Raw genomic sequence first — 25,140 nt, 5'->3', positions numbered from 1 at the left:
CACCCATCGATGGCTCCCCCCGGGACTTGGCAATGACCGGTCGTCGGCCTAGTCCGCGCGCCGAACCGTATAGCAACAGGGACTTTCATGCGCGCGTTTCTTTTCCCCGGACAAGGCAGCCAGTCGGTCGGAATGGGCAAGGCTCTGGCCGACGCGAGCGCCGTCGCCCGCGAGGTCTTCGGCGAGGTCGACGAGGCGCTGGGTCAGCATCTTTTCCGGCTGATGATCGAAGGACCTGAGGACGACCTTAAGCTGACGGAGAACGCCCAGCCGGCGATCATGGCTAACGCGCTCGCCGTTTTTCTAGTCCTGACCCAGGATGGCGGAGTCGATCTTGAGAAAGCGGTGCAGTTCGTCGCCGGGCACAGCCTTGGCGAATATAGCGCGCTTGCCGCGGCTGGCACGTTCGATCTTGCGACCACCGCCAGGCTGCTGAAACTGCGCGGTCAGGCGATGCAGCGCGCCGTGCCGGTGGGCGAGGGCGCGATGGCCGCCCTGCTTGGCGCCGACCTCGACCTTGCGCAACGCATTGCCGCAACTGCCGCCGAGGGCGAAGTCTGCGAGGTTGCGAATGACAATGACCCGTCGCAGGTCGTCATTTCCGGCCATAAGGGCGCCATCGATCGCGCCATCGCGCTGGCCAAGGACATGGGTGCCAAGCGGGCGCTCGCCCTTCCGGTAAGCGCGCCGTTCCATTGTTCGCTGATGCAGCCCGCCGCCGATGCCATGGCCGAGGCGCTGTGCATGGTCGACCTCGCCACTCCGGCAGTGTCGCTCTACGCCAACGTTACCGCTGCAGCGACGGCCGATCCGGATACCATCCGCGATCAGCTTGTCCAGCAAGTGACCGGCATGGTTCGGTGGCGCGAAAGCATCGCCAACATGACGGCCGAGGGCGTGTCGGAATTCGTCGAGCTTGGCGGCAAAGTGCTTGGGCCAATGGTCAAGCGGATTTCGCCCGAAGCCAAAGTCGTCAGCGTCGTGACCATTGAGGATATTGAAGCCATCGCCAAGGAGCTCGCATGATGTTCGACCTTTCGGGAAAGACCGCGCTTGTGACGGGCGCGAGCGGCGGGCTTGGCTCGGCTATCGTCAAGGCGCTCATCGACCAGGGTGCGACTGTCGCCGTTTCCGGCTCCAACGAGGCGAAGCTCAAGGAATTTGCCAGCGGTTTCGGAAGCAAGGCGATCCCGCTGGTCTGCAATCTCTCGGACACGGCGTCGGTGGACCAGCTCGTCCCGCAAGCGGTCGAAGCGCTCGGCGGCAAGATCGACATTCTCGTCAACAATGCCGGCATCACTCGCGACAACCTTGCGATGCGGATGAAGGACGAGGACTTTCAGCAGGTCATTACCGTCAACCTGGAAGCGGCATTTCGTCTAATGCGCGCCGCGATGAAGCCGATGATGAAGGCGCGCCGCGGGCGGATCATCAACATCACATCCGTCGTCGGTGTGACCGGCAACCCTGGCCAAGCGAATTACGTCGCATCGAAGGCTGGCCTCATCGGCATGTCGAAAAGCTTTGCCCAGGAGGTCGCAAGCCGCGGGATTACCGTCAACTGCATCGCTCCGGGCTTCATGATCTCGGCCATGACCGACGCGCTCAACGATGCGCAGCGCGAAGCGATTCTCGGCAAGATACCGGCAGGGGCGATGGGGAAAGGCGAGGATATCGGTGCTGCGGTTGTCTATTTAGCCTCCGACGAGGCCGGATATGTTACCGGGCAGACGCTTCACGTGAACGGCGGGATGGCAATGCCGTAAGCCCCTCGAATGAGGGTCCCAACGGATCATCCGTCGCGCTGCGAACAGCGCAACGATAGTCACGGCAATGCCGGCGATCACGTCGACCAAGTAGTGGCCGCCGTCGATCGGGGTCGACACGATCGTCAGGAAGGCGAGCGTCATGCCGGGAAGTCGCAGCCAGTTGATCCCGGTGCGGTAAAAACCCCAGAAGGTCACTGCCGACAGGCCGGCATGATAGCTGGGGAAGGTGATCAGCCCCTGCATGTTTGCGAAATCCAAGCGGGCAATTGTCCCGTCACGCAGCGACATGAAATCGCCAAGCTTGATGAAGCCCGCCCAAGGCACGACGTTCTCGAACGTAGTTGGCGTGATACCGTAGTGGATCGGATAAGCGACCGCCGGCATGAACGCAGAAATGAAGATGCAGACGGCGCCGCACAGCATCGCCGCGAGCATGACGGTCCGCAGGTCTTCGAGCTTCTGCATGAATCCCAGCGCACATACGAGAAAGACGATCTGCGGGATCAGTGACCCGTAAGCGACGTAGAGGACGACGACGGCCACCTTGCTTTGGTCGACGAGCCGCATGGCCGCCATCCAGTCGAAACCCAAGGCCAAATCCCAGCGCACGAACGTCTCATCCCACAAAGGCGCATTGGTTCGCGCGGCAAGGTAGGACAATACGATTCCAACGGCGCTGAAGAGGAGCACTTGGCTTAAGGAAATGCACATCTCCGCGAATTTTTCGACGGGTCGAATATGCCGGTAATAATAAGCGACGCCCCACAAGGTGCCGCAGGACAGCGTCAGTGGCAGGATACCGCGCAGCGTGATGGGCACAGGATCGGCCAGTTCGACCAACCCGAGGCAAATGGTGAGGAAAAGCAGAAACGCCCAGGCAGCGGCGTTTGAACTGACAGGGCGGCGATCGTTCCGGTGCTCCATGGCGGGGGCAAATAGCGTTTCATGGTTAAGATTATGCCAATCGCTGGCCATGAATATCGCCTGAGTGCAAACCCTTGTCGCCCAAAAAGCGCCACCTATATCGCCGCGTAACGATGAAGATATTTCGGATGCGTTGCGACGCGTCCGGGGCAGCAAGAAGAGGAATCATTATGGCCAAAGTGATCGGTATCGATCTTGGGACCACCAACAGCTGCGTCGCCGTGATGGAAGGTGGCAAGCCCAAGGTGATCGAGAACAGCGAGGGTGCCCGCACCACGCCGTCGGTGGTCGCCTTCACGAAGGACGGCGAGCGCCTCATCGGCCAGCCCGCGAAGCGCCAGGCCGTGACCAATCCCGACAACACGATTTTCGCTGTGAAGCGGCTTATCGGCCGCCGGTTCGACGACCCGATCACCAAGAAGGACACCGAGCTGGTGCCCTACAAGATCGTCAAGGGCACGAACGGTGACGCCTGGGTCCAGGCGGGAGGCAAGGATTATTCGCCGTCGCAGATCAGTGCTTTCATTCTTCAGAAGATGAAGGAAACCGCCGAGGCCTATCTCGGCGAGACGGTCACCCAAGCGGTAATTACCGTTCCCGCTTACTTCAACGACGCGCAGCGCCAGGCGACCAAGGACGCCGGCCAGATTGCCGGCCTTGAAGTGCTGCGCATCATCAACGAACCGACGGCGGCAGCGCTGTCCTACGGTCTCGAGAAGAACGACGGCAAGACCATCGCTGTCTACGACCTTGGCGGCGGCACGTTCGACATTTCGATCCTCGAGATTGGCGACGGCGTGTTCGAGGTGAAGTCGACCAATGGCGACACCTTCCTCGGCGGTGAGGATTTCGACGCCAAGATCGTCGAATATCTCGCCGACAAGTTCAAGGCGAAGGAAGGCATCGACCTTCGCACTGACCGCCTTGCGCTTCAGCGGCTCAAGGAAGCCGCAGAGAAGGCCAAGATCGAGCTGTCGAGCGCGCAGACCACGGAGATCAATCAGCCGTTCATCACCGCGCGCATGGAAGGCGGCGCGACGACGCCGCTCCACCTCGTCGAGACGATCAGCCGCGCTGACCTCGAGAAGCTGGTCGCGGAGCTGATCAATCGTACGCTTGATCCTTGCAAGAAGGCGCTCAAGGACGCTGGAATCGACGCCAAGGCGATCGACGACGTCGTGCTGGTCGGCGGCATGACCCGCATGCCGCGCGTGCGCGAAGTCGTGAAGGATTTCTTCGGCAAGGAGCCGCATGTCGGCGTCAATCCGGACGAAGTCGTGGCCATGGGCGCCGCCATCCAGGCGGGCGTGCTTCAGGGCGACGTCAAGGACGTTCTGCTGCTGGACGTCACGCCGCTTTCGCTCGGCATCGAGACTCTGGGCGGTGTCTTCACGCGGATGATCGATCGCAACACGACGATTCCGACCAAGAAGAGCCAAACCTTCTCGACCGCGGACGACAACCAGAATGCGGTGACCATCCGCGTGTTCCAGGGCGAGCGCGAGATGGCGGCCGACAACAAGATGCTCGGGCAGTTCGACCTGGTCGGAATTCCGCCTGCGCCGCGCGGTGTGCCCAGATCGAGGTCACGTTCGACATCGACGCCAACGGAATTGTCAACGTCTCCGCGAAGGACAAGGGCACCGGCAAGGAGCAGCAGATCCGCATCCAGGCGTCGGGCGGTCTTTCGGATTCCGATATCGAGAATATGGTCAAGGAAGCGGAGCAGTTCGCCGAGGAAGACAAAAAGCGCCGAGCCGGGGCGGAAGCCAAGAATCAAGCGGAAAGCCTCGTCCACTCGACCGAAAAGCAGCTCGCCGAACATGGCGACAAGGTTTCGGCCGAAGTGAAGAGCGAGATTGAGGGCGCGATCGCCGAGGTGAAGACCGCGCTCGAGGGCGGCGATCCTGAGGTGATCACTGCCAAGACCAATGCCCTCGCACAGTCGGCGATGAAGCTTGGCCAGGCGATGTACGAAGCCCAACAGGCTGAAGCCGCGCCTCAGGGTGAAGCATCCGCGGAAGCGGAAGCCAAACCTGCGGAAGAGGATGTCGTTGACGCCGAATTCTCAGAGGTCGACGACGAGAACAAGGGATGATCATGGTCGCAAGGGCGCCGGTTAAAAAGCAGCCGGCGCCCTTCGCCGTGGGTGGGGTCGTCTAGTGGTTCGTGAAGATTTCTATCAGCTGCTCGGCGTTTCGCGGGACGCCGACGCAGCAACGATCAAGTCCGCGTATCGGCGGCTGGCCATGGAATGCCATCCCGACCGGACCGGCGGCTGCAAGGACAATGAGGCCAAGTTCAAGGCAATCAGTGAAGCTTATGATTGCCTGAAGGACCCGCAGAAGCGCGCAGCCTACGACCGCTTCGGTCACGCCGCTTTCCAGAATGGTGGCGGAAGCGGCAACGATCCGTTCGGATCGGCCGGCTTTGAAGGCTTTTCAGACATCTTTTCGTCGATTTTCGGCGAGTTCATGGATCCACGCGGGCAGCGCCAGAACGTCGCGCGCGGAGCAGACCTGCGTTACGACCTCGAGCTGACGCTCGAAGAGGCGTTTGCTGGCGCCGAAAAGGAAATCCATATCGAGGCGCTTTCGCGCTGCGAAACATGTTCGGGCAGCGGATCGAAAGGCGAGGGGCGCGCCGCGCGGTGCCCGGGTTGCGGCGGCGGGGGCAAGGTCCGCGCGCAGCAGGGGTTCTTCGTCGTCGAGCGAACCTGTCCGCACTGCCTCGGCGCTGGCGAGACGGTCGCCGACCCGTGCAACAGCTGTCATGGCGAAGGACGCGCGCTGAAGCGGCGTAAGATCAGCGTCGATATTCCCGCAGGCGTCGATGAGGGGACGCGAATCCGCGTTGCCGGAGAGGGCGAGAGCGGAATGCGCGGAGCGGCGAGCGGCGACCTCTACCTATTCGTGCACATGAGGCGCCATCCCATCTTCCAGCGCGACGGGACCAACCTCGTCGCCGAATGCCCGGTTAGCTTCACGACCGCCGCGCTCGGCGGAACGGTCACCCTGCCAGGGATCGACGGCAGGACCATCGATGTCGCCATTCCGGCCGGGACTCAGTCGGGAGAAATGCTGCGCCAGCGCGGGGCTGGAATGAGCGTTCTCCGCGGTCGCGGCCGAGGCGACCTCGTCGCGCGAATCCTGGTCGAGACTCCGACCAAGTTAAGCAAGGCGCAAAAGGCGTTGCTCAAGCAGTTCCAGGACAGTGAGACCGGCGAGGAATGTCCGGCCGCGAAGGGGTTTTTCGCTCGGGTCCGCGAGATGCTGGGCTAGGACACGCTTTCCATCAACTCGGGAAAGCGCCGGCTCAGGCTGGCTAAGGTATATGGCTTCTGGACGACGATCCGCGGGCGGTGCCGCTCCGGCAATTGCGCCTGTTCGCCGTAGCCGGTCGCGAACATGAACGGGATTTCCAGGTCGGCTAGCCGATCCGCGATTGCAAAGCTGTTGTGATCGCCGAGATTGATGTCGAGCACCGCGATATCGGGCGGCGACGTTTCGATCGCGATGATCGCTCCGGCGACGCTGCCTTCTGTCGTGACATGCCGTGCACCAAGCTTGCGAAGCAGGTCTTCGGCATCCAGCGCAATGACCAGGCTGTCTTCGATGAGGAGGACATGCTTGCCCGCCAGCAACGTCGAATCGACCTCGGCCTGCTGCGGCTCGGGCTTGGTGAACTGAATTGTCGGTGAGTTGCGTACGGGTGCTTCATCGAGGGCTACATGCTTCGCCGGAACCGTGAACCGAGCCTTCAAACCACTTGGCTCGAAAGTAAGATCGGCAGTGCCGCCAAGGTCGTAGGGCACCGAATGCTGGATGATGGTCGTACCAAAGCCGCGCCGCTTCGGTTCCTCGACAGGAGGGCCGCCGGCCTCAATCCATTCGATCGCAACGTTGCCGTCTTCGTCCTTCTGGCAACCCACGTGCACCCTGCCGCCGTTGGACAGGCTGCCGTACTTTGTCGAATTGGTCGTCAGTTCATGAATGACGAGCGCAAGGGTCGAGTAGGCCTGCGGATTGAGCATGACATCGCAGCCGTTGGTCGTGATTCGCTTGAGCCCATCCTGAAGGAATGCTGCCGCCTCCGCCTCGATCAGGCTCTGAAACGGGGCGGGGCCCCATTGGTCTTCGGTGATCTGGTTGTGTGCGCGGGCAAGCGCATGGACGCGCTGGTCAACCACCGCAACGAAATCGTCAACCGAGGCACCGTCGGGCGGACGAGACTGTCGGATAAGCCCGCGAATCAGCGACAGGATGTTGCGGACACGGTGATTCAGCTCCGCGATTAGCAAATCCTGGCGGGCCGTCGCCCGCTGGCGCTCCACGGTCGCCTCGTCGGAAAGGCGAAGCACGACTTCAATGAGGGTCGCACGGAGCGTCTCGGCCACCCGCACCTCGGATGGCGTAAACGGTTCGGAGCGGCCGTGAACCAGTTCCTTCCATTCCTCGAAGCTCTCGCGCGGCGTGAGCCGCGGTCCGTTTGGGCCATATTCGACCGGCTTGTGCGGATCGCCCGCCCATCGAACGGAGCGGACACGTTCCGATCGGAACAGTATGACATAGTCGCGCGGCGTCCGGCTGATCGGCAGCGACATCATTCCCGCTACCGACCCGAAGTCGGAATCGGGGACCAGGTCGGCAATTCGGTCGGTTGCGAAGACCCGCGAGGCAGCAGCGCCGTTTAACGCCTGGACGATCGCCGCCACGCCGCGCGTGTCAGGAGTCTGGCCTGACATCGCGTAACTGCCGTTGATCCAGACGGCCACCCCGTCAGCAGGGATGGCGTGTGTAAGAATGTCGGAGAGCCAGGCCGGGTCATTGAGCAGCGTCTCGTCGGACGCGACCGCCCCGAGCAACTGGTCGGAAATATCGCGCGCCCGCCGCTCATATTCGACGACTTGCTGGCGCAGGCGGCTCTCGATCCGCATTGCGAACATCTGGGCGAAGAGTTCGGCGACCGAGCGCCGCTCGAAGCCGGGACAGCGCGGGCTGTAATGGTGGCAGGCGATCAGACCCCATAATTTCCCATCGACGAGGATCGAGATCGACATGGAGGCGCGAACGCCCATGTTCCGCAAATATTCGATGTGGATTGGTGAGACCGACCGCAAGACGGACAGCGATAGATCGATCGGCTTCCTGTTCTCGTCGAGCGTGGGGACGATCGGTACCGGCATCGAGTCAATGTCGGTGATCACGCGAAGCAGCGACCTCGTGTAGAGTTCGCGCGCTTGCTTCGGGATGTCCGTGTGCGGGTAGTGGAGTCCGAAAAAGCTGCCGATCCCGCTCTTGGCATGCTCTCCAACAACTTCTCCCGACCCGTCGGCGTCGAAGCGATAGACCATCACCCGGTCGAAGCCGGTCAGGGCCCGAACCTGGCGGGCGCCCTCCGCAAAGAATGCGGCAAGGTCGCGGGCTGTGTCGAGGCGGCCGATCATGCCTCGAACCGTGCCCGTCGCGTCGCCGTAGTCGCGCTCGTTCGAAGGCTCTGCTTCGATAATGATCTTCGACCCGGAAACGTGGATCGCGGCGTCGAAGGGCCGTCCCGAGCCGGTCAGGGGCAGGCGGAAGACTCGCTCGATCGCATCTTCACCGCGCAAGAGTGCGAGACGGTTGCGAAGGGAATGTACGGCCTCCGCCTGCAGGAAGTTCGCGATCGGCTGGCCGATCAGCGCATCCGGCGCGACGTCGAGAAAATCGGCCACGTTCGCCGACACTGCGGATACGATCCAGTCGGTCGAAAGCGCGATCAGGAACCCGATCGGCTGGATCGCGCCCAATAGGTGGATGGGCTCGCGATCGCAGTTGGTGAGGTCAACCGCGGCGGATGAATCCCAATCGCTCATGCGCGCACGCTGGTGGCTGTGGATTCAAACAACGCAAACATCTCCAGGGCCGAGCGGATCGCACTGGCGATGGCCAGGTCGTCGTCAAGCTGAGCATCCAAATAAGCGATGAAAGCGCGCCAATGTCCAGCCGGTGTCGGCGCGGCTAGAAATCGGCGCGGAAGGCCGGCCGCAACTTGCCGGGCGAGGACCGCTCCGCCAAGGCGCGAGCCTTCGAGAACGTAGGCGCCGCCGAGCACTTCGGGAAAAGAACGAAGCGGCGGAATTGAACCCGTCGACGGAGAGTCGAGTCCGAGGTTGGCGAGGTCCTGTCGCAACGCAGCAGAGCGCCGGTGTTGGTGAAAGCCCGGTAGGTTCGAGCCGCCAGCGTCCGCGATCGCCTGCTCGGCGGGCAGGAAGGCGGCGGCGTGGGCAAGCAGGAACTCGCCATATTGCCGCTGGTCGGCAAGATCGAAACCGGCGAAATACGCGTCAACGCGGTCATGCGCCGCGCGCGTCGCGGCGCGAAGCTGGAGATGCGCGCTCAAGCGGAGGTGCCGAAGACCCGCGCGAAAATCTGATCGATCCGCTTCATGTGGTAATCGAGGTCGAAAAGCGCTTCGAGCTCGGACTCGGACAGTTTCTCCGTGACTTGGCTGTCCGCCTTCAGCAGGTCGAGCAGTTGCAACTCGCCGTCCGACTCCCACACCTTCATCGCATTGCGCTGGACCAGCGCGTAACTGTCCTCGCGGCTGAGGCCGGCCTGGGTGAGCGCGAGGAGCACACGCTGCGAATGGATGAGGCCGCCCATGCGATCCATGTTGCGCCGCATGCGCTCGGGATAGACCAGCAGCTTGTCGATCACACCGGTCAGGCGAGCGAGCGCGAAGTCGAGCGTGATGCAGGCATCGGGGCCGATGAAACGCTCGACCGACGAGTGGCTGATGTCCCGCTCATGCCAAAGCGCGACATTCTCCATCGCCGGGACGACGGCGGAGCGCACCACTCGGGCGAGACCGGTGAGGTTTTCGGTCAGCACCGGATTGCGCTTGTGCGGCATCGCGGAGCTGCCCTTCTGGCCGGGTGAGAAATATTCCTCGGCCTCGAGCACTTCGGTCCGTTGGAGGTGGCGAACCTCGACCGCCAGCCGCTCGATCGAGGACGCGATGACTCCGAGCGTCGCGAAGAACATCGCATGGCGGTCCCGCGGGATGACCTGGGTGCTCGTCGGCTCCGGGGTCAGGCCCAGTTCCTTCGCGACATGCTCCTCGATCGCCGGGTCGATGTTCGCGAAGGTGCCAACCGCGCCGGAAATCGCGCAGGTGGCGATGTCGTTGCGGGCTGCGGCTAAGCGCGCGCGATTGCGATCGAACTCGGCATAGGCCTGCGCGAGCTTCAATCCGAAGGTGACAGGCTCGGCATGGATGCCGTGGCTGCGGCCAATGGTCGGCGTCAGCTTATGCTCGAAGGCGCGTCGCGTGAGCACCGCGAGCAGGGCATCGAGATCCTCGAGCAGCAGGTCGGCGGATTGTCTGAGTTGGACGGCGAGACTGGTGTCGAGTACGTCGCTGCTGGTCATGCCCTGGTGAAGCCAGCGCCTTTCCGGCCCCAGCTTCTCGCCGGCCCAGGTAAGGAAGGCGATGACGTCATGCTTGGTCACGGCCTCGATCGCGTCGATCGCGGGCACGTCGATGTCGCCGAGCACGTCGTCATCATAGGCCTTGCGGATCGTCGCTGCGTCGTCGGCCGGGATCATTCCGATCTTTCCCATCGCTTCGGCCGCGAATACCTCGATCGCCCACCAGATTCGGTAGCGGTTTTCACTCGACCAGATGGCCGTCATTGCGGGGCGGGAATAACGTGGAACCATGGGCTGGTCGGCTAGCAGGGGAGCGGCAAGTCGCAATCGCCAGACTGGCGCGACACCGGCTAATGGCATTAGTGACGCAGGCATGAGCAATCTTACGCCCTTTCATATCGCCTTTCCCGTCGACGACCTGGACGCCGCGCGCCGGTTTTACGGTGGCGTGCTCGGATGTGGCGAAGGCCGCAGCAGCGACCGGTGGATCGACTTCGACCTCTTTGGCCACCAGATTGTGGCGCACCTTTCCGAACAGCCGCGCGCGAACGCACCCGGCAATGCGGTCGACGGCCATGACGTGCCGGTGCCGCATTTCGGAGTCGTCCTTCCGACGTCTCAATGGAATGCGCTCGCCGAGCGTTTGAAGGCTGCCGGCGTACCGTTCATGATTGAGCCGTATACGCGCTTCGCGGGAGAGCCAGGCGAGCAATCGACGATGTTCTTCCTCGATCCCGCCGGCAACGCGCTGGAATTCAAGGCCTTTGCTGACATGGGCCAACTGTTCGCGCGCTAGATCAACCCCATCGCCTTCATGCTTGAGCGCCCTTGGGCGCCGACGATGAGATAGTTGTGAGGCGCGCTATTCATGCGCCGGCCAGCGTCGATGAGGTCGCGGGTTAGGCGGATGTCGGCCTGGCTCGGGGTCGGGTCGCCCGATGGATGGTTGTGGACAGCGTTGGCGGACAGCAGCGGCCCGGTGCCACCTAAGCGGGCGATCAAGGACTTGGCCCTGGCCTTTGTGTCGCGGCGCGGAATGGCGAGCGTAAGAAGATATTCAACCAGTTCATGATCGAGCAGCGCCCCGCCGCCGCCTTCGAACGGGCGCTGGCGCAGGCGGGCACGATGCCCTGACGCGTCACTCGGAGCTTCCTCAATGCGGGCAACGCTAGCGGGGTGGATTGCGCTGTGTAACGGTGCAACCGTATCGGCGACGGAACGGCGGCATAGGGAACGGGTTTAACTTTCGATGGTATCCTGGCGTGACCAATCAGGGGAGGGTGATGTTGCGCCCGATGCGGCACCGGCAACGGTGGCTCGCGGGCGGTCGCGATTGCGTTTCATCTCAGCATTGCTTCTCGCCGGCCTGCTTGTCCTTCTCGTCGCCGCATGGCTCGCACGCGGGCCGATTGCCGAACAGTTCATCGAACGCGAACTCGAGCGGCGCGGCGTTCGCGCCACCTACACCATCGACCGGATCGGACTGCATAATCAGGTCATCCGCAACGTCACGATCGGCGACCCGGCGAAGCCGGATCTCACCGCGCGCTACGCGCGGATTCAGATGCGGTTCAAATGGGACGGCACCATCGCGATCTACCGGATCGTGGCGCGCGGCGTGCGGCTGCGCGGCCGGCTGCTGGACAGCGGCCGAGTGACCTGGGGCGAAGTGGACAAGCTGCTTCCGCCGCCAAGCGGCGAGCCGTTCCGCCTGCCAGATGTCGCGGTGGACATCGCGGACTCAACGCTGGCACTCGCCACGCCCTACGGCAACCTGGGGTTTGCGGTTGCCGGCTCCGGCAACCTGACCGGCGGCTTTAAGGGCAAGCTGGCGGCGGCTTCAGGATCACTGCGGATGGGTGCATGCGCGCTGGACGGCATGCGTGCGTCGGTCGCGCTCGCAGTCGTCGCTCGCCGACCGCACGTGCGCGGGCCGTTGACTGCGGAGACCCTCAATTGTCCGAAAAGCCGAATGGCGCTGGTGGAGCCCAAGCTCGACCTCGACAGCAGCTTCAGCGAGGGTTTCGATTCCTTTGACGGCAAGGGCCGAATCGCCGTTCAGTCTCTGACCGCCGGGGATAACGGCCTCGCTAACCTCGCCGGGGTTCTCGGCTTCAAGGGCGACGCCGAGGATGCTTCTGGCAACTTCGATCTCTCGGCGCAGCGGGCGCGGCTCGCGGCCATATTCGCCGACCGAACCCGCCTCAAAGGCCGCTACAGGCTATGGCCTGCGAAGGGCAGCCTCGGTGTCAACGCCGACTATGACGCGACCAGCGCAGCACTCGCCGCTCCGCTCGTTGCGCAACTGAAGGGGCCGTTCGAAGGCGCCAAGGGAACGCCTCTGGGGCCTGTCGCGCAGGCGATCGCTGCGGCAGTCCAGCGAACGGCAAGCGGATTCGACGCCAAGGGCAAGCTGACCCTGGTCAATCTGCGTGGGGGTGGAGCGGCACGGATCAGAGCCGCTGACGTTCGCGGACCGAACGGCGCGCGGGTGCTCGTCGGCGGCGGCGACGGAATCACTTATTATTGGCCAAGTGGAAAGCTACGCATCGATGGCAGGATTGCGACTGACGGCGGCGGGCTCCCCCGGACCGACATCGTACTCAGCCAGCCAAGGGGCGTCGGACGGCTGACCGGAACGGCGCGCATGGCGCCCTATTCGGCCGGCGGGGCTCGTCTCGCAATGTCGGAAATCCGCTTCGAAGGTCAGCGGGACGGCTCCACGGAGCTGGAGGCGGTGGCGCTGCTCGACGGACCCTTCTCCGGCGGCCGTGTTACCGGCCTCCGGCTTCCGATCGAAGGACGGTTCGGTGGGCCGGGTGGCGGGTTCCTATTCGGTCGCGGATGCATCGACGCGCGTTTCAGCTCACTCACCGCAGGCGCGCTTCGAATCGGAGCCACGCGAGTGCCGGTCTGCCCGACCGGCGGAGCGATTCTCGCCAAGCGCGACGGCGGTCCCCTGCAAGTCGGCGCTCAGACTCGAAACCTACGGCTTTCCGGAACGCTTGGGCGTTCGCCTTTCGCGCTGACCGCAGCGCAGGCGATCCTGAGCGCGACGGACCGTTTCGCCGCGACCGAGCTTGCGATGCGCATGGGCAAGAGCGAGGCGCCGGTGCGAATCCAAGCGTCACGCCTGACCGGCAACATGGGGCGCGGTGGGGCGGTCGGCGATTTCGCGGATGCCGAGGCCATTATTGGCCGGGTGCCAATCCGGCTGAGCGAGGCGGCCGGCAAGTATGATTTCCGCCGCGGCGTGCTCGCGATCAACGGATCGGCGACGGTTACGGACATGGCGCCGGAGCCGCGCTTTTACCCGCTCAAGAGCAACGATCTCCGCTTCCGTCTCGCCAACGATAAAATCGAAGCCGGTGGAACGTTAACTGACCCCGAAACCGGAATCCGGGTCGCGGACGTTACCATCGACCATCGCCTGTCGACCGGAAACGGCGGAGCTGTGATCGATGTCCCGGGGATTACCTTCGCCCTTAACGGCTTTCAGCCGACCGACCTCACACGTTTGACGGAGGGCATCGTCGCCCTGGTCGATGGCACGGTCAGCGGGCAGGGGCGGATCGACTGGACCGGAAGCGGCAAGGTCACCTCAACGGGCGAGTTCACCACGAACGGCCTCGATCTCGCAGCGGCCTTCGGTCCGGTGACAGGACTTTCGACGACTATCCGTTTCAGCGACCTTCTCGGGCTGGAAACCGCGCCCGGCCAGTCTCTCACGGTCGCGCAGCTCAATCCGGGTATCGAAGTGCTGAACGGGGAGGTGCGCTACCAGCTGCTGCCCGGCCGGCTGGTCAAGATCGAGCGTGGCGAATGGCCATTCATGGGAGGGCGCCTGATACTTGAGGAGACGATCCTCAACTTCAACCGGCCGACCGCCAAACGGCTGACGTTCACCGTCGTCGGCCTCAATGCCGAGACGTTCGTCGATACCCTTCAGTTCAGCGGAATCAGAGCCAGCGGCACCTTCGACGGTGTACTGCCGATGATCTTTGACGAGAGCGGCGGCCGGATCGTCGGAGGCCGGCTGGAAAGCCGCCCGGGCGGGGGCACGCTTTCTTACGAAGGGGCCGTAAGCAAAGCCAATTTGGGCACGATGGGCAGCCTGGCATTCGACGCGCTGCGCTCTCTGCGGTTCTCGAACATGGTCATCCGCCTCGATGGCGATTTGGCAGGCGAATTCGCGGCCGGCCTGACGATCGACCAGGTCGGCCTGGCCAACGCGACCGGAACCCAGCGGCTGGTGAAGTCCGTGCTGGGCAAGATTCCGTTCAAGTTCAATGTTAGCATCCGGGGTCCGTTCAGGGCGCTCATCGCCATGGCCAAGAGTTTTCGCGACCCGCGCAGCGTTATCGATGAAGTGATGCCCGTCCCGATCAACGACGTGCCGGGAATTATCACCGAGGTCCGCAGCCGCGAAGAAGAGCAGGAGCAGAGCCAGACTCCGGTCGAGCAGGACATCGAAGTCTCTACCAAGCCCCCAAGTGAAACCAAGCCTAGTGAAAGCGAGCCAAGCCAATGACCCCAGCGAACCTTCGCCTAGCTCGGAACGGAATGGCGGCCCTGTTGCTCCTTCCGCTGAGCGCGAGCTGCGTTTCCGTGAGCGCGCCCGACAAGCCGATTGAGATCAACCTGAACGTCAGGATCGAGCAGGAAGTGCTTGTTCGCCTTCAGCGTGATGTCGAGGAGTTGATACGCCAGAACCCGGACGCTTTCCCACAGCGCAAGCCGGACGGGGGGAGTCCGCGCTGATGCGATTGTTGCTAGTGCTTGCGGGCGTTGCAGCGTTGGCGGGTCCGGCGCTTGCCCAGCCCGAGCAATCGGCTGCCCGCGCCGCGGGTCAGGTCGGCGAGCGGTTCGACGGCTATCTTGGCATCGTCAGCGCGGTGCCGCCGGCGGTCCGCAGCCAGGTCAATGCCATCAACATCAAGCGCCGCGCGCTTTACAGCCAGCTTGGGGCCAGGCGCGGGGTCGCCCCGGGCGACGTCGGCGTCACGGCGGGTTGCGAGTTGCTCGGCGGAGTCGCGGTCGGCGAGGCGTATCTGCTGCCGGACGGGCGGTGGCGTCGTCGCGCTGCCGGCGAATCGGCTCCGCGGCCGGATTATTGTGGTTGAGCATCCGAGCCTGCGACACATAGAACCTAGGGCGAGAAGCGTCAGAAAAGGCCCTGAGGGTGAGTGCAATCGGTGGATGCACCGGTTGACTTGGCCAAGGCCCCTTCATAAAGGGGCGGCGCCTTGGCGGGCCTGACGCCGCCATGTTCCTTGCCTTAGACGCCAGCAGGCCATTTCTCCGGTCCGGCGGCGCGCATTTTGGGAGTTGAGGCACATGGCTGCGAACGGGATCGACCAGGAACCGCAATCTCCAAAGGATGCCCGATTGACGTCGCTCGACAAGCGGCTCGATCGGCTCAAGGCGGAGGAGGCGCTCAAGGACGGTCGGATGACGACCGAATCCCAGCGCGTAATCCGGTCTGCCGGAATGCGGATCCTGTCGGACCTGATCGGACTTCCGTTCGGCGCCGGCCTGATCGGCTGGCTGATCGATCGGGTGGCCGGCACGACGCCGTGGGTGATGCTGGCGATGCTGTTCCTCGGGTTCGGCCTCGCCGTCAGAAGCGTGTTTCGAGTGGCTAACAATCGCACCGGACAAGTTCCGGACACGAAGGAATAAACGTGGCGGCCGAGATCAAGATCGACCCGATGCATCAATTCCAGATCGACCCGCTGTTCGGGCCGGCTGCTCCGGGCGATCCATTCGTCTTCACCAACAGCGCGCTGTGGATGCTGATCGTCCTCGGCTCGATCTGGCTGTTCATGATGGGCGGAATGAAGCGGGAGCTGGTTCCCGGCCGCTGGCAGATGGCGGTCGAGGGAATCACCAAGTTCATCTACGACATGGTCGATACCAATATCGGCCCGGACGGCCGCCGGTATGTTCCGTGGATCTTCACGATCTTTGTCTTCATCCTGTTTGCCAACTTCATGGGGATGATGCCGTTCGGGATCATTCCGGGCGTCCACCCTTTCACCGTAACCAGCCAGTTCACGGTCACGGGCGTGATGGCGGTCATGAGCTTCTCGATCGTGCTCATTGTCGGTTTCTGGAAGCACGGCCTGCACTTCTTCAGCCTGTTCGTTCCGCACGGAACGCCCAAGCCGATGGTTCCGTTCATTTTCGTGGTCGAGCTGCTGAGCTTCCTAGTGCGACCGTTCAGCCTCGGCCTGCGACTTTTCGTGGCGATGATCGCCGGCCACATCTTGGTGAAGGTGTTCGCCTATTTCATCATCCAAGGTCTTCAGGGCGGCACCGCCATGGGGATCGGGATTTCGATACTGTCCTTCGTATTCATCGTCGCGGTCAACGTCCTCGAGCTGCTGGTCGCCGCGATCCAGGCTTATGTCTTCGCTCTTCTCACGTCGCTGTACATCAACGACGCGGAACATCTTCACTAAACGCGTTTACCCAAGGAGTTTGATATTATGGATCTTGAATCTGCAAAGGTCATCGGTGCCGGTCTCGCGGCAATCGGCGTCGGCGCTGCCGCTGCCGGCGTGGGCACGGTCTTCGGCTCGTTCCTTCAGGGCGCGCTTCGCAATCCGGCTGCGGCCGACGGCCAGCAGGGCCGACTGTTCATCGGCTTCGCGGCCGCCGAGCTGTTGGGCCTGATCGCCTTCGCAGTTGCGATGATCATCCTCTACGCCATCTAAGCCAAGAGCGTTTTGGTGGGGGCGGGCGTCGCCTGACGTCCGCCGCACCTGGCAGGAACAGCAATGCCCCAACTGAATCAGCTTGCCGAGGTCGCCAACAGCCAGTTCTTCTGGCTGCTGCTGGTGCTCGGCGCGATCTATTTCGGGATCGGCAAGGGCATGCTGCCCAAGATCCATGCGACCGTCGACGCGCGCGAAAAGCGCATGGCCGAAGACCTCGCCGCTGCGGAAGCCGCAAGGGCCCAGGCAGATGCGGTCGAAGCCGCCTACCGGGAGCGGATGGACGCCAGCCGAGCCGAAGCGACGAAGCTGACGGGCAAGGCCAAGGACGAAGGCGCCAAGTCGATGGAGAAATCGCTAGGCGAAGCCGATGCCGCGATTTCCGCAAAGATCGGCGAGGCGCAGCAGAGCCTCCGGGCCTCGCGCGAAGCAGCGGTCAAGGAGATTGAGCAGGCCGCGGCCGAGCTTGCTTCCGAGATCGCCCGGACGGTCGCCGGAGTTGAGGTCAAGGCGGCGGATTCGGCTCGCGCGGTGAAGGAGGTCATGGCCAATGCTTGAGCTAATGCTGGCTGCTGCAGCCGCCGAGCATGGCGAAGCCGCGGCTCATGCCACCCCCACTGCACTAGGCATGGACCCGACCCAGTGGGTCGCGCTGACCATGCTTGCGGTCTTCGCCATCTTCATCTGGAAGAAGGTGCCGGAATCGGTCGGCAAGTCGCTCGACAAGAAGATTGCCGAGATCAAGGCCCAGCTTTCCGAAGCCGAAACGCTTCGCAAGGAGGCCGAGGCGCTGAAGGCTGAATATGAGGCCAAGGCGAAGGCCGCCGAGGGCGAGGCCGCGGCGATGGTCGAGCGCGCCAAGACGGAGGCCAAGCAGATCGTCACCAAGGCCAAGAGCGACGCGAAGACCCTGGTCGAACGGCGCTCAAAGATGGCCGAAGAGAAGATTGCTGCCGAAGAGCGGGCGGCAATCGCCGACATCCACGCGACGGCCGCGCGGGTCGCTGCCGCTGGTGCTGCCAAGCTGGTCGCCGGCGCTCACGACGCAAAGTCTGACAAGCCGCTGGTCGACAAGGCGATCGCCAGCCTCTGATTTCATCGCCATCGAACAAAGAAGCCCGGGGCTAAGATCCGGGCTTTTTTGTCAGCCTTGCTGGTGTTGGCCGCCAGGCGCGCTGACACCCTCCAGCGCCGCGCTCGCGGCCTCGCCCGTCGTTTCACGGGAAAGATCGCCCAGGCTAACCATTCCGACCAGCCGTTCGTCCGAATCGAGCACCGGCATGCGGCGGACCTGTTCGTCGCTCATGCGCTTGGCGACGGCGTCGACGTCGTCGTCCTCATGGGCGCAGACGATCCCGTCGCTCATCAGGTCGCTGACCGGCGTATCGGGGCCGCGGCCTTCAGCAACGCCGCGAACGGCAATGTCGCGGTCGGTGACCATGCCGATCACCCGTCCATTCTCGCACACGGGGATCGAGCCGGTGTCGGCGCGCAGCATGAAGTGGGCTGCCTCTCGAGCTGTCTGCTCGGCGCTTACAGTCTCTACGTCGGTGGTCATAACATCGCTGATCTTCATCGCTGGGTTTCCTCTTCCACCGGCATCAACGAACGATCAGGGCACAATCTCCGTCAGCAGGTCGTAGGTCGAGACCAATTCGTCCTTCTGGTTGAAGATCTCGACCGCCCAGCGGACCACGCCGGTGTCTTCGCTCTTCAGCGACTTGGAGCGGACGGTCAGCTCGACCCGCATCGAATCGCCCGGATAGAGCGGCGTCAGGAACCGCAGATTCTCGAGTCCGGTGTTGGCCAGCACGGGGCCCGGATCGGGATCGACGAACAGGCCGGCGGCGAAGCTCAGGATGAGGTAGCCGTGCGCCACCCGTCCTTCGAATATCGGCGAGGCCTTGGCCGCTTCCTCGTCCATGTGAGCGTAAAATTTGTCGCCGGTGAATTCGGCAAAATGCTCGATGTCGGCGATCGTCACCGTCCGGCTGGCGGTGCGCAGCGTGTCGCCGATTTCGAGCTCGCTCATTCGTTTGCGAAACGGGTGCGCATCGATGACGTGCTTCGGCCCGCCCGGGATGTACTGCTCGCTGATCGCGGCGATCATCGCCGGGGTCGACTGGATGGCAGTGCGCTGCATGTAATGCTTCACACCGCGGATCCCGCCCATCTCCTCCGATCCGCCGGCGCGGCCGGGTCCGCCGTGGACCAGCACCGGAAGCGGCGAGCCGTGGCCGGTCGATTCCTTGGAATTGTCGCGGTTAAGGACGAGCATCCGGCCGTGGAAGGCCGCCGCGCCCTGGATGAACTCCCGCGCCGCATCGGGCGAGTAAGTGAACAGCGACAGCGCCAGGCTTCCCATGCCGCGATTGGCGAGCGCGACGGCGTCGGCCAAGTCCTTGTATGGCATGACGGTCGAGACCGGTCCGAATGCCTCGACGTCATGCACCGCGGCGCTGCTCCACGGGTCGTCAGCACGAAGCAGGATGGGGGCCATGAACGCGCCGCCTTCCGGGCCGCACTCCGCCTCGAGATTACCGGAGACGACGCGTGCACCCGCATTGAGCAACTTCTCGACCTGCGACCGGACGTCCTTGCGCTGGGCGACGGAAACGAGCGCGCCCATCCGGCTGTCCTTGTCGCGCGGGTCGCCAACCGTCGTTGCCTCAAGCCGTTCGCGGATCGCCGCCTCGACCGCGTCGAGATGCTCGGCGGGCGCCATGGCGCGGCGGATGGCCGTGCACTTCTGCCCCGCCTTCACCGTCATCTCGTTGACGACCTCCTTCACGAACAGGTCGAATTCCGGCGTTCCCGGTTCGGCATCGGGCCCGAGGATCGAGGCGTTGAGGCTGTCCTGCTCGGCAACGAAGCGGACGCTCTCGCGAAGCACGACCGGATGGTTCTTGAGCTTAGACGCCGTCGCCGCCGATCCGGTGAAGCTGACGACGTCTTGGCCGGTCAAATGGTCGAACAGATCGCCGACCCCGCCGACGATCAGTTGCACCGCACCGGTCGGCAGCAGCCCGCTGTCGATCATCACCCGGAAGGCGGCTTCGGTGAGGAACGCGGTGGCGCTGGCCGGCTTGACGATGGCGGGGACGCCCGCGAGCAAGGTCGGCGCCAGTTTCTCCAGCATTCCCCACACCGGGAAGTTGAAAGCGTTGATGTGCACAGCCGCGCCTTGCAGCGGTGTGTAGATATGCTGGCCGACGAAGTTTCCGCCTTTCGACAGCGGCTCCAGCGCGCCGTCGAGCAGAACGTGCGCATCGGGCAGCTCGCGGCGGCCCTTGGAAGAGAAGGAGAGCAGGGTGCCCGCGCCGCCCTCGATATCGATCCAGCCGTCTTTCCGCGTCGCGCCGGTCTGGTAGCTAAGCTCGTACAGCGCCTCTTTTGCCTCCAAAATGGCGAGGCCCAGCCCTTTGAGGATCCGTGCCCGCTGGTGGAAGGTGAGGGCGCGCAAGGCCGGCCCGCCGACGTGGCGGGCATGATCGAGCATGGCTTTGAAATCGAGCCCGCCGGAGCCGGTGGCGGCGACGATCGCCCCGTCGATCGCGCTCGGCAGCTCGGACAGGCTGGTGGTATCGCCGGCGACCCAAGAGTCGCGGGCGTAGTTGAGCAGTTGCTGGGTTTTCATGTCCCTTTCCGTGGCAGACGGCAGGCCGCTTTGCAAAGCCCCGGCGATCAGGTCCGATGTGGAGGATGTCGCAAGCTTGCGCTGACCACGGCGCCGCTACCGCCCAGTCCATGCGACCCAGAGAGCAAAGGCGGAAGGTGTTGATCCGAGCCCGGATGAAAACGGACGCCGGGTGGCATGACGCCTGCATCGTTGACCTGAGCAAGCGCGGCGCGGGCCTGCAGGCGGCGACGGCGCCCATGCGCGGCGACTATGTCGAGATTCGCCGCGGACTACACGTCATCGTCGCGCGGGTGGTGTGGAACCGGGGCCACCGCTTCGGGGTCGCCGCCCAGGACGAATTGCCGGTCGCCAATATCGCCAACGACCGCGCCCCGACCGTGGACCGCAAAGCCGCCGCAAGTCCGGTACCGAAGGAGCGCCGGCGCTTGCCGCGATTTTTAGAGGAGAAAGCTGAGCGCAGCCGCAGTCGCGGCCAGCGGATGCAATATGTCTTCGCGGCGTTGGCGGGAATGATCGCAGCGACGATCGCCGGGGCCGAGGTCCGCCAGGCACTCGCCGCGCCGCTTGGGCGGGTCTCGAGCGCGCTTGAGCGGTAAGGTCCAAGCTGACAATGACAAAAGATAACGCCGGTCCTCTCGGGCCGGCGTTTCACGTTTGAGTTGACATATCCGCTACCTGGCCAGCTTCCTGCTTCGCCAAGGCGCATTGAACTGCACGCGCTCAAGCGCGCGGAAGGCGGTCATGATCTTCTCGATCAGGCGGTCGATGCCGTCGTGGAGGGCCTCGCGCCCTGCTTCATGGGTCCGGTGGAACATTTCGTCTCTCATCTTTCTACCCCTTTTTGAAACGGCACTAAAGCTCAAAGCGCGAAGCGGATGACTCCGCAGAACGGCATGTCGAGGTTGGCGGGTGCCGGGACCTCGGCCGGGCGGCTGTCCGGCGCGCCAAGCGCTGCGCGGATCATCGCATGGCGACGGTGAACGGCCTGGGCCGAAACGGTGGGGCCGTTCTCTAAGAACAGGCGCGGGTTGAATGCGTAGGTCATTTCTCGTTCCTTCCCCTTGGTCGGCGACGGCGGCTATGCGTGGGAGGGAGGGCCGCCGTCGCTTGCCCTCCAAATAGGTCTCCGCCCTTCGCGCCGCCAACGAAACAATCGACAGGGTCGATAAGCCTGCCTTATAAGCTGCATTCATGAGACGCCTTCCCCCGCTTGCCGCAGTCCGCGTGTTCGAGGCCGCGGGCCGTCACGAAAACTTCACGAATGCCGCCGCCGAGCTGGGGATGACCCAGGCCGCGGTCTCCTATCAGGTGAGATTATTGGAGGAACGGCTCGGCGCGCCTTTGTTCGTGCGCGAAAAGGGACGGGCGCGGCTGAGCCCGCTCGGCGCGCGGCTTCTGCCGACGCTGACCCAGGCGCTGGACAGCATCGACGCGGCGTTCGCGGCGCACCGCGTGGAGGATGAGTCGCTGCTGACGGTGGCGACGACCTTCACCTTTGCCAACACCTGGCTGGCGTGGCGGCTCGGCGCGTTCCAGGTCGAGCATCCCGGCATCGCGGTTCGGCTGATGACCGGCAACAGCATTACCGACCTTCACGGCGGGGAGGCGGACATCGCGATCCGAGCCGGGGCGCAGCCGTGGGAGGGACTGGTGTGCGAGCCGCTGATGCGGATCGACTTCACGCCGATGTGCACGCCTTCGTTCCTGGCGGCGACGGAAGCGCGGCTGGCGCGCAAGATCGAGCCCGCCGACCTCCTCAGCCTGCCGATGATCAGCCCCGACGACCCTTGGTGGGGCAAGTGGTTCGACGCGGCGGGGGTGAAGCATGAAGGGCGGCGGCCGGTCGCCGGGCTTCGCCTCGACAGTCAGGCGGACGAAGGCCATGCGGCGATGGGCGGGCAGGGGGTGGTGCTGCTGACCCCGGAATTCTGGAAGAACGACATGCGCGATCGCCGGTTGGTGCAAATTTTCCCGCTGACGGCGACGGCGGGCTTTCGCTACTGGCTGGTCTATCCCGAGCATCGCCGCAAGGTGCCGAAGATCCGCCACTTCCGCGAATGGCTGATCGGAGCGATCCCCGGCGACCACGTGCCCTAGGCAAGGGCGGGGACGCCCCGCCGCATTTCTGCGGCGAGGCTCCCGCCACAAGGACGGCGTGGCCGTCCGCGGGAACGCTTTACGCGAAGAGGAAACAAGCCCGCGGCAGGAGGTATGGGAGGGGAACCGCGAGCCGGGGATGAACCCGCAGAAGCTCGGAAAGCTCCCGATTCTGCGGCGAACCGTTACGGGCGCGGGACGGGGACGGGGTAGCAGAGGAGTCGCAAATCCACAGTTTCGTCGCCCTCGGGGATTACGGCGGCGCTCGCGGCGCGCTAACGAAGCGTCATGGACACTTCCGACCTTTCCATCATCGACGAGCCGTTCGAAAGCGCGCTCGCCGACCGCTATCTTGTCTATGCGCTATCGACGATTACGGCGCGAAGCCTGCCTGACGTCCGCGACGGGCTGAAGCCGGTCCACCGCCGCTTGTTGTGGGCGATGCGCGCGCTGAAGCTGGATCCGGCAAGCGCCTACAAAAAATCGGCGCGCGTGGTCGGCGACGTCATCGGCAAGTTCCATCCGCACGGCGACCAGTCGGTCTATGACGCGATGGTGCGCCTCGCCCAGGATTTCGCGCTCCGCTATCCGCTAGTCGACGGGCAGGGCAATTTCGGCAACATCGACGGCGATAGCGCGGCGGCCTACCGCTACACCGAGGCGCGGCTGACGCCGATCGCGACCCAGCTGATGGCCGGGCTGGACGAGGGAACCGTCGAGTTCCGCCCCACTTATAATGGCGAGGACGAGGAGCCGGAGGTGTTTCCCGGCATGTTCCCCAACTTGCTCGCCAACGGCGCGAGCGGGATCGCGGTGGGCATGGCGACCAGCATTCCGCCGCATAATGTCGGCGAGCTTGCCGAGGCAGCGGCCGCGCTGATCGACAACCGCCAGATGGAAGACCGGGAGCTGCTCGCCTTCGTGAAAGGCCCGGACTTCCCAACTGGCGGGGTTCTGATCGACGAAGAGGAGACGATCGGCCGCGCCTATGTCAGCGGTCGCGGCTCCTTCCGCCTTCGCGCCCGTATCGAGAAAGTCACCGAGAAGGGTGGGGGCTGGCACCTGCTCGTCACTGAAATCCCCTACGGCGTCCAGAAGGGCAAGCTCATCGAGCAGATCGCGACGCTCATCGCCGACAAGAAGCTGCCCATTCTGGTCGATGTGCGCGATGAGAGCGCTGATGACGTTCGCATTGTCCTCGAGCCGCGCTCCCGCACCGTCGATCCGGCGCTGATGGAGGAAAGCCTCTACCGGCTGAGCGAGCTGGAGGTTCGATTCCCGCTGAACCTCAACGTGCTCGACCGCGAGCGGACGCCGGGCGTGATGAGTCTCAAGGAAGCGCTAATCGCCTGGCTCGACTTCCAGTTCGAGGTGCTGGTCAACCGCTCCCTTCACCGGATCGGGAAGATCGACGACCGGCTGGAGCTGGTCGAGGGCTTCCTCAAGGCGTTCCTCAACCTCGACCGGGTAATCGAAATCATCCGCACCGAGGACGAGCCCAAGGCCGTGATGATCGCCGAGTTCACGCTGACCGATCGGCAGGCTGAGGCAATCCTCAACATGCGGCTGCGCAGCCTGCGCAAGCTGGAGGAAATGGAGCTCACCAAGGAGCGCGCGGCGCTAGTCAAGGAACGCGACGAGCTCGAGAAGCTGGTCGCTAGCCGCGACCGACAGAAGACCCGCCTGAAGAAGGACCTGGCGGCCATGGCGGCGAAGTTCGCGGACGAGCGAAAGACGCTGGTGCGGCCCGAAGCGGCGGCTGCGCGAGCCGAGATCGACTGGAGCCAAATGATCGAGAAGGAACCGATCACGGTCATTCTCTCCCAGCGCGGCTGGATAAGAGCGATGAAAGGGCATGTCGCCTTCTCCGAGGGCGAGGCGCTCAAGTTCCGCGAAGGAGACGCCCTGGAAACCATGTTCCATGCCCAGACCACAGACAAGTTGCTGCTCGTCGCGGAGGACGGCCGTGCCTACACATTGGCGGGTGACAAGCTGCCCGGCGGGCGCGGCTTCGGTGAGCCGGTCAGGCTGCTGATCGACCTTCCAGCGGAGGTCGGGATCGCCGCGCTAATGAAGGTGAAGGCCAATACTCGTCTGCTGCTTGCTTCGAGCGACGGCAAGGGCTTCGTGGCGCGTGGCGAGGCGGTGATCGCCGAGACCCGCAAGGGCAAGCAGGTGATGAACCTCCGTTCCGGGGCGAAAGTCGCGGCGGTGCGCGAGATCGGCGCTACGGACGACAGCGTCGCGGTCGTCGGCGAGAATCGCAAGATGCTGGTCTTCCCGCTGTCAGAGCTTCCGGAAATGGCGCGCGGGCAGGGCGTCACCCTCCAGCGATACCGCGACGGAAACCTCGCTGATGTGACGACGCTGGTTCTCGCCAGCGGTCTTTCGTGGCCGCTCGGCGGGGAGAGCAAGCGAGTTCGGACGGAGGGCGATCTCTCCGCATGGCGCGCGGCGCGCGGCGCGGCGGGAAGGATGGCACCGCTCGGCTTCCCGCGCTCCAACACGTTTGAACCGGTGCCGCCGGGCGAAGGACCGGAATGAGGCCAACGCGCCAATCGTTTCGTTCCCGAGCCTGA

24 protein-coding genes and 1 pseudogene are annotated in these 25,140 nt (G+C 64.0%); 16 read left to right on the top strand and 9 right to left on the bottom strand.

Annotated elements, in window-relative coordinates; all coding sequences use genetic code 11:
- Positions 1-87 precede the first annotated feature (87 nt).
- Together fabD and fabG are read left to right on the top strand one after the other, a co-directional pair.
- The gene (fabD, locus tag G7076_RS07655) at positions 88-1,026 is read left to right on the top strand and encodes an ACP S-malonyltransferase (protein WP_166201761.1); all 939 of its coding nucleotides are present in this window, start codon (positions 88-90) and stop codon (positions 1,024-1,026) included.
- Entirely contained in the window at positions 1,026-1,766 is a 741-nt protein-coding gene (gene fabG, locus G7076_RS07650; protein WP_166203484.1) for a 3-oxoacyl-[acyl-carrier-protein] reductase, read from the top strand. The genes fabD and fabG overlap by 1 nt, the downstream gene beginning before the upstream one ends.
- On the opposite strand, the gene G7076_RS07645 is transcribed toward fabG, so the two are convergent.
- A complete protein-coding gene (locus G7076_RS07645; RefSeq protein ID WP_166201759.1) occupies positions 1,695-2,744 on the bottom strand; it encodes a phosphatase PAP2 family protein in 1,050 nt (349 codons plus the stop codon). The genes fabG and G7076_RS07645 overlap by 72 nt on opposite strands.
- 119 nt (positions 2,745-2,863) lie before the next feature.
- Between G7076_RS07645 and dnaK the strand changes: the two are divergent.
- Positions 2,864-4,791, top strand: a pseudogene (gene dnaK / locus G7076_RS07640) (molecular chaperone DnaK).
- A gap of 64 nt (positions 4,792-4,855) precedes the next feature.
- The gene (gene dnaJ / locus G7076_RS07635; protein ID WP_166201757.1) at positions 4,856-5,974 is read left to right on the top strand and encodes a molecular chaperone DnaJ; all 1,119 of its coding nucleotides are present in this window, start codon (positions 4,856-4,858) and stop codon (positions 5,972-5,974) included.
- Here dnaJ and G7076_RS07630 read toward each other — a convergent pair.
- The 3 genes from G7076_RS07630 to purB are packed head-to-tail and all read right to left on the bottom strand — an operon-like array spanning position 5,971 to position 10,396.
- Entirely contained in the window at positions 5,971-8,547 is a 2,577-nt protein-coding gene (locus G7076_RS07630) for a GAF domain-containing protein (protein ID WP_166201756.1), read from the bottom strand. The genes dnaJ and G7076_RS07630 overlap by 4 nt on opposite strands.
- Positions 8,544-9,074, bottom strand: coding sequence for a biliverdin-producing heme oxygenase (locus tag G7076_RS07625; protein WP_166201754.1), 531 nt, complete (start codon positions 9,072-9,074; stop codon positions 8,544-8,546). Before G7076_RS07625 ends, G7076_RS07630 begins: the two co-directional genes overlap by 4 nt.
- Complete coding sequence (gene purB / locus G7076_RS07620; RefSeq protein ID WP_166201752.1) at positions 9,071-10,396, bottom strand: adenylosuccinate lyase; 1,326 nt, start codon at positions 10,394-10,396, stop codon at positions 9,071-9,073. Before purB ends, G7076_RS07625 begins: the two co-directional genes overlap by 4 nt.
- Positions 10,397-10,478: 82 nt before the next feature.
- Between purB and G7076_RS07615 the strand changes: the two genes are divergently transcribed.
- On the top strand, positions 10,479-10,901 hold the full coding sequence (locus tag G7076_RS07615; protein WP_166201751.1) for a VOC family protein: 423 nt from the start codon (positions 10,479-10,481) through the stop codon (positions 10,899-10,901).
- Here the strand turns inward: G7076_RS07615 and G7076_RS07610 are convergent.
- Positions 10,898-11,263: a JAB domain-containing protein gene (locus tag G7076_RS07610; protein WP_166203482.1), complete on the bottom strand. Its 366-nt coding sequence runs from the start codon at positions 11,261-11,263 to the stop codon at positions 10,898-10,900. The two genes, G7076_RS07615 and G7076_RS07610, sit on opposite strands and share 4 nt — an antisense overlap.
- Before the next feature lie 175 nt (positions 11,264-11,438).
- Here G7076_RS07610 and G7076_RS07605 point away from each other — a divergent pair, with 175 nt between their 5' ends.
- From G7076_RS07605 to G7076_RS07570, 8 genes are all read left to right on the top strand, one after another.
- Positions 11,439-14,636, top strand: a complete 3,198-nt coding sequence (locus G7076_RS07605; RefSeq protein ID WP_166201749.1) for a YdbH domain-containing protein — start codon at positions 11,439-11,441, stop codon at positions 14,634-14,636.
- A 32-nt stretch (positions 14,637-14,668) separates the two neighbouring features.
- Positions 14,669-14,866 (top strand): YnbE family lipoprotein, encoded by a 198-nt coding sequence (locus G7076_RS07600; RefSeq protein ID WP_166203480.1) that lies wholly within the window; start codon positions 14,669-14,671, stop codon positions 14,864-14,866.
- The gene (locus G7076_RS07595; protein ID WP_166201748.1) at positions 14,866-15,228 is read left to right on the top strand and encodes a YdbL family protein; all 363 of its coding nucleotides are present in this window, start codon (positions 14,866-14,868) and stop codon (positions 15,226-15,228) included. Before G7076_RS07600 ends, G7076_RS07595 begins: the two co-directional genes overlap by 1 nt.
- Before the next feature lie 214 nt (positions 15,229-15,442).
- A complete protein-coding gene (locus tag G7076_RS07590; RefSeq protein WP_166201746.1) occupies positions 15,443-15,787 on the top strand; it encodes an AtpZ/AtpI family protein in 345 nt (114 codons plus the stop codon).
- A 2-nt stretch (positions 15,788-15,789) separates the two neighbouring features.
- On the top strand, positions 15,790-16,569 hold the full coding sequence (locus G7076_RS07585; RefSeq protein ID WP_166201744.1) for a F0F1 ATP synthase subunit A: 780 nt from the start codon (positions 15,790-15,792) through the stop codon (positions 16,567-16,569).
- 27 nt (positions 16,570-16,596) lie between these two features.
- On the top strand, positions 16,597-16,824 hold the full coding sequence (locus G7076_RS07580) for a F0F1 ATP synthase subunit C (RefSeq protein WP_166201742.1): 228 nt from the start codon (positions 16,597-16,599) through the stop codon (positions 16,822-16,824).
- A gap of 63 nt (positions 16,825-16,887) precedes the next feature.
- Positions 16,888-17,382, top strand: coding sequence for an ATPase (locus G7076_RS07575; RefSeq protein ID WP_166201740.1), 495 nt, complete (start codon positions 16,888-16,890; stop codon positions 17,380-17,382).
- Positions 17,375-17,917: a F0F1 ATP synthase subunit B gene (locus G7076_RS07570; RefSeq protein WP_240913744.1), complete on the top strand. Its 543-nt coding sequence runs from the start codon at positions 17,375-17,377 to the stop codon at positions 17,915-17,917. The genes G7076_RS07575 and G7076_RS07570 overlap by 8 nt, the downstream gene beginning before the upstream one ends.
- 51 nt (positions 17,918-17,968) lie before the next feature.
- On the opposite strand, the gene G7076_RS07565 is transcribed toward G7076_RS07570, so the two are convergent.
- Together G7076_RS07565 and paaZ are read right to left on the bottom strand one after the other, a co-directional pair.
- Positions 17,969-18,400: a CBS domain-containing protein gene (locus G7076_RS07565; protein ID WP_166201739.1), complete on the bottom strand. Its 432-nt coding sequence runs from the start codon at positions 18,398-18,400 to the stop codon at positions 17,969-17,971.
- A gap of 36 nt (positions 18,401-18,436) precedes the next feature.
- Positions 18,437-20,461 (bottom strand): phenylacetic acid degradation bifunctional protein PaaZ, encoded by a 2,025-nt coding sequence (gene paaZ, locus G7076_RS07560; RefSeq protein WP_166201737.1) that lies wholly within the window; start codon positions 20,459-20,461, stop codon positions 18,437-18,439.
- Between the two features lie 140 nt (positions 20,462-20,601).
- On the opposite strand from paaZ, the gene G7076_RS07555 reads away from it, so the two are divergent.
- Positions 20,602-21,060, top strand: a complete 459-nt coding sequence (locus G7076_RS07555) for a hypothetical protein (RefSeq protein WP_166201735.1) — start codon at positions 20,602-20,604, stop codon at positions 21,058-21,060.
- 75 nt (positions 21,061-21,135) lie between these two features.
- Here G7076_RS07555 and G7076_RS07550 read toward each other — a convergent pair whose 3' ends face one another.
- Both G7076_RS07550 and G7076_RS07545 read right to left on the bottom strand, forming a co-directional pair.
- Complete coding sequence (locus G7076_RS07550) at positions 21,136-21,291, bottom strand: hypothetical protein (protein ID WP_166201734.1); 156 nt, start codon at positions 21,289-21,291, stop codon at positions 21,136-21,138.
- Positions 21,292-21,323: 32 nt separating this feature from the next.
- Positions 21,324-21,509: a hypothetical protein gene (locus G7076_RS07545; RefSeq protein WP_166201732.1), complete on the bottom strand. Its 186-nt coding sequence runs from the start codon at positions 21,507-21,509 to the stop codon at positions 21,324-21,326.
- A 146-nt stretch (positions 21,510-21,655) separates the two neighbouring features.
- On the opposite strand from G7076_RS07545, the gene G7076_RS07540 reads away from it, so the two are divergent.
- The gene (locus tag G7076_RS07540; protein ID WP_166201730.1) at positions 21,656-22,561 is read left to right on the top strand and encodes a LysR substrate-binding domain-containing protein; all 906 of its coding nucleotides are present in this window, start codon (positions 21,656-21,658) and stop codon (positions 22,559-22,561) included.
- Positions 22,562-22,849: 288 nt separating this feature from the next.
- Positions 22,850-25,105 (top strand): DNA topoisomerase IV subunit A, encoded by a 2,256-nt coding sequence (parC, locus tag G7076_RS07535; RefSeq protein ID WP_166201729.1) that lies wholly within the window; start codon positions 22,850-22,852, stop codon positions 25,103-25,105.
- Positions 25,106-25,140: the final 35 nt, after the last annotated feature.

It is taken from the genome of Sphingomonas sp. HDW15A (assembly GCF_011301715.1).
Taxonomy (GTDB): Bacteria; Pseudomonadota; Alphaproteobacteria; order Sphingomonadales; family Sphingomonadaceae; genus Sphingomicrobium.
This window is presented reverse-complemented; position numbering and strand designations above follow the sequence as displayed.

Excerpts from the sequence above, each read along its gene's own strand:
- G7076_RS07570 (WP_240913744.1), top strand. The coding sequence starts at position 17,375 with ATGCTTGAGCTAATGCTGGCTGCTGCAGCCGCCGAGCATGGCGAAGCC.
- purB (WP_166201752.1), bottom strand. The coding sequence starts at position 10,396 with ATGGTTCCACGTTATTCCCGCCCCGCAATGACGGCCATCTGGTCGAGT.
- paaZ (WP_166201737.1), bottom strand. The coding sequence starts at position 20,461 with ATGAAAACCCAGCAACTGCTCAACTACGCCCGCGACTCTTGGGTCGCC.
- G7076_RS07565 (WP_166201739.1), bottom strand. The coding sequence starts at position 18,400 with ATGAAGATCAGCGATGTTATGACCACCGACGTAGAGACTGTAAGCGCC.
- parC (WP_166201729.1), top strand. The coding sequence starts at position 22,850 with ATGGACACTTCCGACCTTTCCATCATCGACGAGCCGTTCGAAAGCGCG.
- fabG (WP_166203484.1), top strand. The coding sequence starts at position 1,026 with ATGTTCGACCTTTCGGGAAAGACCGCGCTTGTGACGGGCGCGAGCGGC.
- G7076_RS07615 (WP_166201751.1), top strand. The coding sequence starts at position 10,479 with ATGAGCAATCTTACGCCCTTTCATATCGCCTTTCCCGTCGACGACCTG.
- G7076_RS07600 (WP_166203480.1), top strand. The coding sequence starts at position 14,669 with ATGGCGGCCCTGTTGCTCCTTCCGCTGAGCGCGAGCTGCGTTTCCGTG.
- G7076_RS07590 (WP_166201746.1), top strand. The coding sequence starts at position 15,443 with ATGGCTGCGAACGGGATCGACCAGGAACCGCAATCTCCAAAGGATGCC.
- G7076_RS07540 (WP_166201730.1), top strand. The coding sequence starts at position 21,656 with ATGAGACGCCTTCCCCCGCTTGCCGCAGTCCGCGTGTTCGAGGCCGCG.
- fabD (WP_166201761.1), top strand. The coding sequence starts at position 88 with ATGCGCGCGTTTCTTTTCCCCGGACAAGGCAGCCAGTCGGTCGGAATG.
- G7076_RS07580 (WP_166201742.1), top strand. The coding sequence starts at position 16,597 with ATGGATCTTGAATCTGCAAAGGTCATCGGTGCCGGTCTCGCGGCAATC.
- G7076_RS07595 (WP_166201748.1), top strand. The coding sequence starts at position 14,866 with ATGCGATTGTTGCTAGTGCTTGCGGGCGTTGCAGCGTTGGCGGGTCCG.
- G7076_RS07645 (WP_166201759.1), bottom strand. The coding sequence starts at position 2,744 with ATGGCCAGCGATTGGCATAATCTTAACCATGAAACGCTATTTGCCCCC.
- G7076_RS07545 (WP_166201732.1), bottom strand. The coding sequence starts at position 21,509 with ATGACCTACGCATTCAACCCGCGCCTGTTCTTAGAGAACGGCCCCACC.
- G7076_RS07550 (WP_166201734.1), bottom strand. The coding sequence starts at position 21,291 with ATGAGAGACGAAATGTTCCACCGGACCCATGAAGCAGGGCGCGAGGCC.
- G7076_RS07630 (WP_166201756.1), bottom strand. The coding sequence starts at position 8,547 with ATGAGCGATTGGGATTCATCCGCCGCGGTTGACCTCACCAACTGCGAT.
- G7076_RS07575 (WP_166201740.1), top strand. The coding sequence starts at position 16,888 with ATGCCCCAACTGAATCAGCTTGCCGAGGTCGCCAACAGCCAGTTCTTC.